This is a genomic window from Streptomyces misionensis (assembly GCF_007896895.1).
Lineage (GTDB): Bacteria > Actinomycetota > Actinomycetes > Streptomycetales > Streptomycetaceae > Streptomyces > Streptomyces misionensis_A.
In genome coordinates, this window is record NZ_VOGW01000185.1 from 38,184 (window position 1) to 48,356 (window position 10,173).

A 10,173-nucleotide genomic window follows, 5' to 3' on the forward strand; every position below is an offset into this window, starting at 1 on the left:
GCCGATCCAGTCCTGGAGGGCACGGCTGGGGCGGGACCAGCGGCGGTCGTGGCGGTAGGCGCGCAGGGTGGCGCGGGCCCGGGTGCGGGGGCGGCGGCCGTAGAAGCGGCGGGCCCACCGGGAGTCCGGGCGGGCCAGGCGGACCGCGCCGAACAGCGCGACCAGCGGGACGATCGCGCCGAACACCGCGAGCCGGGCCTTGCCCTTGCTCAGGGCGATGAGCGAGAGCGCGAAGTTGGCGCAGATGCCGGCGATGACCGTGCCCCGGTCGGCGAGTTCCTGCGCGGTGAGGTCGTTGACGCCGAACGGCACGAACCCGGCGAGCAGCAGTGCCACGAGGGCCGCGGTGAGCGCCACCGCCTCGACGCTCTTGCGGCCCTCCTCGGTCCAGTACACGTCGTCCAGGTGCAGGATCAGCGCGAACTCGTCCAGGACCAGTCCGGCGCCGGCGCCGAACACCACGGCGGCGATCGCCTCGCTCACGCCGTGCCGGTCGCCGGCGAACGCGCCGAAGCCGCCGACGACGGTGAGCACGACCCCGGGGACGGCGTGGTGGATGTGCAGCCCGCCCGCGCTGACATTGCGGAACGGGCCCCTGCCCGCCCGGATCAGCCGGGTGATCACCCGGGTGACCACGAAGGTCAGGACGAAGGCGGCGAGGGCGAGCAGCAGCGGAAGCTTGCCCGGTTCGATGATGTTCCGCACCCACCAGTGCCCCATGTGCGCACTTTATCCCCGGCGCCTCGCCCTCGGCGGCCCCGGGACCGCCGGGTAACCTGCGCCGATGCGCACGTCCTTTCCGTTCGACGGTCTCCGTTTCGCCTTCGGCACCCTCACCGTGCTCCCCGTGCGGGTGCACCGCTGGGACCGCGGGGCGGCGCGCGGGGGCATGCTCGCCGCCGCCGCCGTCGGGCTGGTCGTCGGCGCCCTCGCGGCGGCCCTCGGGACGGTGCTGCTGTTCCTCGGCGCGGGCCCGCTGCTCGCCGCCGTCGGCGCGGTCGCCGTCCCCGCCGCGCTGACCCGGGGGCTGCACCTGGACGGGCTCGCCGACACCGCCGACGGGCTGGGTAGCGGCAAGCCGGCCGCGGACGCGCTGCGCATCATGAAGCAGTCGGACATCGGCCCGTTCGGGGTGCTCACCCTGGTCCTCGTGCTGCTGGCCCAAGTCGCCGTGCTCGCGCAGCTGTTCGGCGACTCGTGGGCGCGGGGCGCCGCGGCGGCGGTGACCTCCGCGGTGGCCGCCCGGCTCGCGCTCACCCTGGCCGCCCGCACCGGGGTGCCGGCCGCCCGGCCGGAGGGGCTCGGCGCGGCGGTCGCCGGGGTGGTGCCGGTGCCGGGCGCGCTGGCGGTCACGGCGCTGTGCACGGCCGCCGCGGCCGGCTGGGGCACCGCCCTCGGCGCGCACGGCGGATGGCGTGCCGCGGCCGCCGTGCTGCTCGCCCTCGCCGCCGCCGAACTCCTGCTGCGCCGCTGCGTACGACGCTTCGGCGGGATCACCGGAGACGTGTTCGGCGCCCTCGCTGAGACGGCCGCGACGACGGCACTGGTGGTGCTGGCCTTCGCGCCCTGACCGCCCGGTGACGGCATCGGCCGGACATCCGAAACACCCTCAGGCGTGAGCAATCGGGCGCACACGCGTAACCTCGTCCCGGGTGTTCGCCGACAGGGTGAAGACCCCGGTTGCCATTTGTCCCCAGGCCTGGACCTAGGGTCGGCTCTCGGGCCCGGTCGACCCACACCATTTCGGCCACAGCAACTTCACATCGGAAGCGAGAATTCACCACCGTGACTGCTCTGACTCTCAGCACCGCCGCGGCGCCCGGCCTGCGGGCCGACGCGATCGTGATCGGTGTCGCCAAGGGCGCCAAGGGACCCGTCGTCGCGCCGGGCGCCGAGGCCGTGGACAAGGCGTACGACGGCAGGCTGGCCGGCGTCCTGGAGACCCTGGGCGCCTCGGGTGCCGAGGGCGAGCTGACGAAGCTGCCGGCCCCGGCGGGCTTCAAGGCCCCGCTCCTGGTGGCGGTGGGCCTGGGCGCGGAGCCGGACGCCGAGGACGGCGAGCCCGGTTTCGACGCCGAGGTGCTGCGCAAGGCCGCCGGTACGGCCGCCCGTGCGCTCGCCGGCAGCAAGAAGGCCGCGTTCGCGCTGCCCGTCGACGGCCCCGGCGCCGTCGAGGCGATCGGCGAGGGCGTGCTCCTCGGCGCGTACACCTTCGACGCGTACAAGGAGAACGGCGGCCGGGCGAAGAGCGCCCGCGCCAAGAACGGCAAGGCTCCGCTGGCCGAGGCCGCGCTGCTCGGCGGCAAGCCGCGCGACGCCGCCCACAAGGGTGCCGTCGCCCGCGCCGTCGCGGTGGCCGAGGAGCTGAACCGCGCCCGCGACCTGGTCAACACCCCGCCGAACGACCTCAACCCGCAGGCCTTCGCCCAGATCGTGCAGGCCGCGGCCAAGGAGCACGGCCTGAAGGTGCAGGTGCTCGACGAGAAGGCGCTGACCAAGGGCGGCTACGGCGGCATCCTCGGGGTCGGCGGCGGCTCCGCGTCGGCTCCGCGCCTGGTGAAGGTGGCGTACACGCACCCGAACGCGGAGCGGCACCTCGCCTTCGTCGGCAAGGGCATCACCTACGACTCGGGCGGCATCTCCCTGAAGCCGGCCGGCCACAACGAGACGATGAAGTGCGACATGGCCGGCGCCGCCGCCGTGTTCGCCGCCGTCGTCGCCGCGGCCCGGCTCGGCCTGGAGGCCAATGTCACCGGCTGGCTGGCGCTGGCCGAGAACATGCCGTCCGGCTCGGCGGTGCGCCCGGGTGACGTGCTGCGCATGTACAGCGGCAAGACGGTGGAGGTGCTCAACACCGACGCCGAGGGCCGGCTGGTGCTCGCGGACGCGCTGTGGGCGGCCTCCCTGGAGGAGCCCGACGCGATCGTGGACGTCGCCACGCTGACCGGCGCGATGATGGTGGCGCTGGGCACCCGGACGCTGGGCGTCATGGCCAACGACGACGCGTTCCGCACCACGGTGTACGAGGCCGCCGAGGAGGTCGGCGAGCCGGCGTGGCCGATGCCGATGCCGGAGCACCTGGCCAAGGGCCTGGAGTCCCAGGTCGCCGACATGACCAACGTCGGCGAGCGGTGGGGCGGCGGTCTTCTCGCCGGTCTCTTCCTGCGCGAGTTCGTCGGCGAGGACATCGCCTGGGCGCACCTCGACATCGCCGGCCCGGCGTTCAACGAGGGCGGCCCCTTCGGGTACACGCCGAAGGGCGGCACGGGCACGGCGGTGCGCACGCTGGTCCGCCTCGCGGAGCTGACCGCCGAGGGTGACCTGGGCTGACGCCCGCCCACCGGCTCGGCCGCACGGCTCGCGGCCCCGGCCGAGGGGGCGCGGGAGACCGCTCGCGCGGTCGCCCGCGCCCCTTTTCCGTCCGCTTTCCGTGCGCGTTCCGTCCGCGCGTTCCCGTCCGTTTCCCGGGAACGTGGGACGTCTCACACACCGGCCCGGCGACTCGTACACCTCCAACAAGTGCAAAGATGGAGCCCGGCAGGACAGGGCCCCCACCGAAGGGCCGAAGCATCAAGCGGCCGGACACCAGCCGCCCGCCGGTCATCGGAGATCGGCGCAAGGCGCACATGCATGGAGGACGTGACGTGGCGAACGACGCCAGCACCGTTTTCGACCTAGTGATCCTCGGCGGTGGTAGCGGTGGTTACGCCGCGGCCCTGCGCGGGGCGCAGCTGGGCCTGGACGTCGCCCTGATCGAGAAGGACAAGGTCGGCGGCACCTGCCTGCACCGGGGTTGCATCCCCACCAAGGCCCTGCTGCACGCGGGCGAGATCGCCGACCAGGCCCGCGAGAGCGAGCAGTTCGGCGTCAAGGCCACCCTTGAGGGGATCGACGTCCCGGCCGTCCACAAGTACAAGGACGGCGTCGTCTCCGGCCTGTACAAGGGTCTGCAGGGTCTGATCGCGTCCCGCAAGGTGACGTACATCGAGGGCGAGGGCCGGCTGTCCTCCCCGACCTCCGTCGATGTGAACGGCCAGCGCATCCAGGGCCGCCACGTCCTGCTGGCGACCGGCTCCGTGCCGAAGTCGCTGCCGGGCCTGGAGATCGACGGCAACCGGATCATCTCCTCCGACCACGCCCTCGTCCTGGACCGCGTGCCGAAGTCCGCGATCATCCTGGGCGGCGGTGTCATCGGCGTCGAGTTCGCCTCCGTGTGGAAGTCCTTCGGTGCCGACGTCACCGTCATCGAGGGTCTGAAGCACCTCGTCCCGGTCGAGGACGAGAACAGCTCGAAGCTTCTTGAGCGCGCGTTCCGCAAGCGCGGCATCAAGTTCAACCTCGGCACCTTCTTCCAGAAGGCCGAGTACACCCAGGACGGCGTCAAGGTCACCCTGGCCGACGGCAAGGAGTTCGAGGCCGAGGTCCTCCTCGTCGCCGTCGGCCGCGGCCCGGTCTCCCAGGGCCTCGGCTACGAGGAGCAGGGCGTCGCCATGGACCGGGGCTACGTCCTGGTCGACGAGTACATGCGGACCAACGTCCCGACCATCTCCGCCGTCGGCGACCTCGTCCCGACGCTCCAGCTCGCGCACGTCGGCTTCGCCGAGGGCATCCTGGTGGCGGAGCGTCTGGCCGGTCTCAAGGTCGTTCCGATCGACTACGACGGTGTCCCGCGGGTGACGTACTGCCACCCCGAGGTCGCCTCCGTCGGCATCACCGAGGCCAAGGCCAAGGAGATCTACGGCGCGGACAAGGTCGTCGCTCTGAAGTACAACCTGGCGGGCAACGGCAAGAGCAAGATCCTCAACACCTCGGGCGAGATCAAGCTCGTCCAGGTGAAGGACGGTGCCGTGGTCGGCGTCCACATGGTCGGCGACCGCATGGGCGAGCAGGTCGGCGAGGCCCAGCTGATCTACAACTGGGAGGCGCTGCCGGCCGAGGTCGCCCAGCTCATCCACGCCCACCCGACGCAGAACGAGGCGCTCGGCGAGGCCCACCTGGCCCTGGCCGGCAAGCCGCTGCACTCCCACGACTGACCTTCGGTCAACGGGCGCGACGACACAGACTTCCGCAATTCGTAAGGAGCAACCGAAACCATGGCGGTTTCCGTAACCCTTCCGGCGCTCGGTGAGAGCGTCACCGAGGGCACTGTCACCCGCTGGCTGAAGGCCGAGGGCGAGCGCGTCGAGGCCGACGAGCCGCTGCTCGAGGTCTCGACCGACAAGGTCGACACCGAGATCCCCTCCCCCGCCTCCGGTGTGCTGGCTTCCATCAAGGTCGCCGAGGACGAGACGGTCGAGGTCGGCGCCGAGCTGGCCGTGATCGACGACGGCACCGGTGCCCCCGCCGCCGCCCCGGCTCCGGCCGCCGCGGCCGCCCCGGCCGCCAAGAAGGCCCCGGCGCTGGAGGTCTCCCCGCTGCGCGGCCAGACCGTCAAGATGACCCGCATCCGCAAGGTCATCGGCGACAACATGGTCAAGGCGCTGCACGAGCAGGCCCAGCTGTCGTCGGTCGTCGAGGTCGACGTCACCCGTCTGATGAAGTTGCGCGCCCAGGCGAAGGACTCGTTCGCGGCCCGTGAGGGCGTCAAGCTCTCCCCGATGCCGTTCTTCGTGAAGGCCGCCGCCCAGGCGCTGAAGGCCCACCCGGTCATCAACGCCCGCATCAACGAGGCCGAGGGCACGATCACCTACTTCGACACCGAGAACGTCGGTATCGCGGTGGACTCCGAGAAGGGCCTGATGACCCCGGTCATCAAGCACGCCGGCGACCTCAACATCGCGGGCATCGCCAAGGCCACGGCGGAGCTGGCGGGCAAGGTCCGCGCCAACAAGATCACCCCGGACGAGCTGTCCGGCGCGACCTTCACCATCTCCAACACCGGTTCGCGCGGCGCGCTGTTCGACACGATCATCGTGCCCCCGAACCAGGTCGCGATCCTCGGCATCGGTGCCACGGTCAAGCGTCCGGCCGTCATCGAGACCGAGGAGGGCACGGTCATCGGCGTCCGCGACATGACGTACCTGACCCTCTCCTACGACCACCGTCTGGTCGACGGCGCCGACGCGGCCCGTTACCTGACGGCGGTCAAGGCGATCCTGGAGGCCGGCGAGTTCGAGATCGAGCTCGGCCTGTAACCAGCGGTCACCGCGCGCACACGCCGGTGCCCCCGTCCGGAACCTCCGGACGGGGGCACCGGCGTTTTCCGCTGCTGGGAGCGTATGCGCCGTTTGCGCCCCCGACACCCCGTGTAAGCCTTGTCTCACCTGCGCAAAAGCACCCCCACGCGCCCTTCCCGCGAAGCGCTGCCGCCGTATTGTCTAAATGTCTGCCCCCGGGAGGAGCCCTCATGACCGCGCCCGTAGTCCACTCGCTGCGCGAACAGATCCGCGAGCACATCGTGGAGGGAATCGTCAGCGGGCGCTGGCAGCCGGGTGAGCGGATCGTGGAACGGCGGATCGCCACCGAGCTGGAGGTCAGCCAGACCCCGGTGCGGGAGGCGCTGCGCGAGCTGGAGTCGCTGCGGCTGATCGAGTCCGCGCCGAACAAGGGCGTGCGGGTACGCAACCTCACCGCGGCCGATCTGGAGGAGAGTTACCCGGTCAGGGCCGGTCTGGAGGCCATCGCGGCGGAGCTGGCGGCGGACCGGCTCGCCCGGGACTGCACGGCCCTGGAACCCCATGTGCTGGCCCTGTACGAGGCCGACAGCGCGGCCGACGGCACCGCCCAGGTCCGGCACACCGTGGGCTTCCACCGCGAACTGGTCCGCGCCGCCGACAACTCGGTGCTGCTGCACACCTGGGAGGGGCTCGGCATCGAGGTCTTCACGGCGCTGTCGATCCGCTGGCTGGGCACGGTGCAGCAGTCGTACGCCGAGGAGCACGAGGAACTGGTGCAGGCCTTCAAGCGCCGGGACCCGCGGATCGCGGAGCTGGTGAAGGCGCACGTCCTGGGTTGCGCCCCGCGCGCCTGAGCCACCCGGCCGCGCCCGCACGCCGACACCCCGGCGTGGCGCGAGCGCGTCCCCGCTCACCTGCGAATTCGCTGATCGAAGTCGGCACCGGGTGCCCTCTTCGAAGGCACCGGGTGCCGACTTTCTTGAAATCGAGAGATTTTCCGGTTCCACCCTTTGATCGATCATCGATCAGGGAGTTACAGTCACGGACGGACTTCCACCCGAAGTCCTCTGCCCTGTCCTGCCAAAGACCTAGGGCACCCCCGAACCCTTGCCTGTGAGGGAACCCCCTTCGACTGAGGAAGGCGGCGACATGACCGACCCCAACGCCATCCAGCCGAGCGAGCTGGACCAGCTCCCGGACCGCGACCCCGAGGAGACCGCCGAGTGGCAGGCCTCCCTGGACGCCGTGGCCAGGGAGGCAGGCCCGCATCGCGCCGCGTACCTGATGCGCCGCACGCTGGAGCGCGCCGAGGCGGGCGGCATCGCGCTGCCGAAGCTGCTGGAGACGGACTACGTCAACACCATCCCCACCTCCGCCGAGCCGGGCCTGCCCGGTGACCCGGAGCTGGAGGCCCGCATCACCGCCTGGAACCGCTGGAACGCGGCCGCCATGGTGACCCGGGGCAGCAAGCACGGCGTCGGCGGCCACATCGCCACCTTCGCCTCCGCCGCCTGGCTCTACGAGACCGGCTTCAACCACTTCTTCAAGGGCAAGGAGGGCGACGGCTCCGGCGACCAGCTGTACATCCAGGGCCACGCCTCCCCCGGCATCTACGCCCGCGCCTTCCTGGACGGCCGCCTGTCCGAGGCGCAGCTGGACAACTTCCGCCAGGAGGCCGGCGGCAACGGCCTGCCGTCGTACCCGCACCCGCGCCGGCTGCCCTGGCTGTGGGAGTTCCCCACGGTCTCCATGGGTCTCGGCCCGCTCTCCGCGATCTACCAGGCGCGCTTCAACCGCTACCTGACCAACCGCGGCATCAAGGACGTCTCGTCCTCGCACGTGTGGGCGTTCCTCGGCGACGGCGAGATGGACGAGCCGGAGTCGACGGCGGCCCTCGCGCTCGCCGCCCGTGAGGAGCTGGACAACCTCACCTTCGTCATCAACTGCAACCTGCAGCGCCTGGACGGCCCGGTCCGCGCCAACTTCAAGATCGTGCAGGAGCTGGAGGCCCAGTTCCGCGGCGCCGGCTGGAACGTCGTCAAGACGCTGTGGGGCACCGCCTGGGACGAGCTGTTCGCGCTCGACACCACGGGCGCGCTGGTCCGCCGGCTGCGCCAGGTCCCGGACGCGCAGGTCCAGACGTACCAGACCCGCGACGCCGCCTACATCCGCCAGGACTTCTTCGGCGCCGACCCGGCGCTGGCCGAGATGGCGAAGCTGCTCTCGGACGACAAGATCCTGGAGTGTTTCCACTTCTCGCGCGGTGGTCACGAGTCCCGCAAGGTCTACGCGGCGTACAAGGCGGCCGTCGAGCACAAGGGCGCGCCGACCGTGATCCTCGCCCAGACGGTCAAGGGCCACACCCTCGGCCAGGGCTTCGCGTCGAAGAACGCCAACCACCAGATGAAGAAGCTGACGGTGGACGAGTTCAAGGCGATGCGCGACCTGCTCGAGCTGCCGATCAAGGACAGCGACTTCGTCGACGGCGTGGTGCCCTACGGCCACCCGGGCGCCGACTCCCCCGAGGTGCGCTACCTCCAGGAGCGCCGCGCCGCCCTGGGCGGTCCCGCCCCGGCCCGTCGCACGCACCCGCTGGCTCCGCTGCCGGCCCCCGCCGAGAAGGCGTTCGCCTCCTTCGACAAGGGCTCCGGCTCCCAGAACGTGGCCACCACCATGGCCTTCGTCCGCCTGGTCAAGGACCTGGTGCGCGACAAGGAGACGGGCAAGCGCTGGGTGCCGATCGTCCCCGACGAGGCGCGCACCTTCGGTATGGAGTCGCTCTTCCCGTCGCTCGGGATCTACTCCCCCAAGGGCCAGACGTACGAGCCGGTCGACCGCGACCAGCTGATGTTCTACAAGGAGGCCAAGAACGGCCAGATCCTCAACGAGGGGATCACCGAGGCCGGGTCGATGGCCGACTTCATCGCCGCGTCCACCGCGTACGCGACGCACGGCGAGGCGATGATCCCGTTCTACATCTTCTACTCGATGTTCGGCTGGCAGCGCACCGCCGACCAGATGTGGCAGCTCGGCGACCAGCTCGGCCGCGGCTTCCTGGTGGGCGCCACGGCGGGCCGTACGACGCTGACGGGCGAGGGCCTCCAGCACGCCGACGGCCACTCGCCGGTGATCGCCGCGACCAACCCGGCGGCGCTGTCGTACGACCCCGCGTTCGCCTACGAGATCGCGGTGATCGTGCGTGAGGGTCTGCGCCGGATGTACGGCGAGGCACAGCCGGGCGAGGACCAGAACGTCTTCTACTACCTGACCGTCTACAACGAGCCGCTGCCGCAGCCGGCGAAGCCGGGTGTCGCGGGCATCGACGAGGGCATCGTCAAGGGCCTGTACCGGTTCAACACGGCGGAGTCGGCGGGCGTCACCGTCCCGGCCAACGCCCCGCGCATCCAGCTGCTGGGCTCCGGCACGGCGATCCACTGGACGCTTGAGGCGCAGCGGCTCCTCGCCGAGGAGTGGGGCGTCGCGGCCGACGTCTGGTCGGCGACCTCCTGGTCCGAGCTGCGCCGTGACGCGCTGGAGGCGGACGCCGCCCTGCTGCGCGGCGAGGAGCGCGTGCCCTTCGTACGCCAGGCGCTCCAGGGCGCCGAGGGCCCGGTCCTCGCGGTCTCCGACTACATGCGCCAGGTCCCGGACCAGATCGCGCAGTGGGTGGAGCAGGACTGGTCCTCGCTGGGCACGGACGGCTTCGGCCTCTCCGACACCCGCCCGGCGGCCCGCCGCCACTTCGGCGTGGACGCGGAGTCCATCGTCGTCGCCGCCCTCGCCCAGCTCGCCCGGCGCGGCGAGGTCAAGGCGACGGCGGTGAAGGAGGCCCGGGAGAAGTACGGCCTGTAGTCACCGGTTCCGAGGAACCCGGGGAAGGGGTACGGCACTCGCCGTACCCCTTCTTTGTCGGTGCCTTTCGGCATGATGGCCCCATGCGTGCGGCGCGGCTCATCAAGATGGTTCTGCTTCTCCAGGCGCGGGCGTCCATGACCGCCGGCGAACTCGCGCGGGAGCTGGAGGTGTCGGAGCGGACGGTGACGCGGGACGCGGCGGC

8 protein-coding genes are annotated in these 10,173 nt (G+C 71.5%); 7 read left to right on the top strand and 1 reads right to left on the bottom strand.

Annotation, left to right across the window (positions count from 1 at the left end; translation table 11 throughout):
* Positions 1 to 720: hypothetical protein (locus FRZ03_RS31930; protein ID WP_146468647.1), on the bottom strand; the 720-nt coding region annotated here is incomplete at its 3' end.
* Between the two features lie 64 nt (positions 721 to 784).
* Between FRZ03_RS31930 and FRZ03_RS31935 the strand changes: the two genes are divergently transcribed.
* From FRZ03_RS31935 to FRZ03_RS41350, 7 genes are all read left to right on the top strand, one after another.
* On the top strand, positions 785 to 1,570 hold the full coding sequence (locus tag FRZ03_RS31935) for an adenosylcobinamide-GDP ribazoletransferase (RefSeq protein WP_146468560.1): 786 nt from the start codon (positions 785 to 787) through the stop codon (positions 1,568 to 1,570).
* Between the two features lie 215 nt (positions 1,571 to 1,785).
* Entirely contained in the window at positions 1,786 to 3,330 is a 1,545-nt protein-coding gene (locus tag FRZ03_RS31940) for a leucyl aminopeptidase (protein WP_146468561.1), read from the top strand.
* A 314-nt stretch (positions 3,331 to 3,644) separates the two neighbouring features.
* Positions 3,645 to 5,033 carry a dihydrolipoyl dehydrogenase gene (gene lpdA, locus FRZ03_RS31945; protein WP_146468562.1) on the top strand — a complete coding sequence of 463 codons (1,389 nt, stop codon included), beginning with the start codon at positions 3,645 to 3,647 and terminating at the stop codon, positions 5,031 to 5,033.
* A 60-nt stretch (positions 5,034 to 5,093) separates the two neighbouring features.
* Positions 5,094 to 6,134 (top strand): 2-oxo acid dehydrogenase subunit E2, encoded by a 1,041-nt coding sequence (locus FRZ03_RS31950; RefSeq protein WP_146468563.1) that lies wholly within the window; start codon positions 5,094 to 5,096, stop codon positions 6,132 to 6,134.
* A 212-nt stretch (positions 6,135 to 6,346) separates the two neighbouring features.
* Complete coding sequence (locus FRZ03_RS31955; protein ID WP_146468564.1) at positions 6,347 to 6,970, top strand: GntR family transcriptional regulator; 624 nt, start codon at positions 6,347 to 6,349, stop codon at positions 6,968 to 6,970.
* 295 nt (positions 6,971 to 7,265) lie between these two features.
* Positions 7,266 to 9,968, top strand: coding sequence for a pyruvate dehydrogenase (acetyl-transferring), homodimeric type (aceE, locus tag FRZ03_RS31960; protein WP_146468565.1), 2,703 nt, complete (start codon positions 7,266 to 7,268; stop codon positions 9,966 to 9,968).
* A gap of 107 nt (positions 9,969 to 10,075) precedes the next feature.
* On the top strand, positions 10,076 to 10,173 hold a 98-nt coding region (locus FRZ03_RS41350), incomplete at its 3' end, for an HTH domain-containing protein (protein ID WP_398661600.1).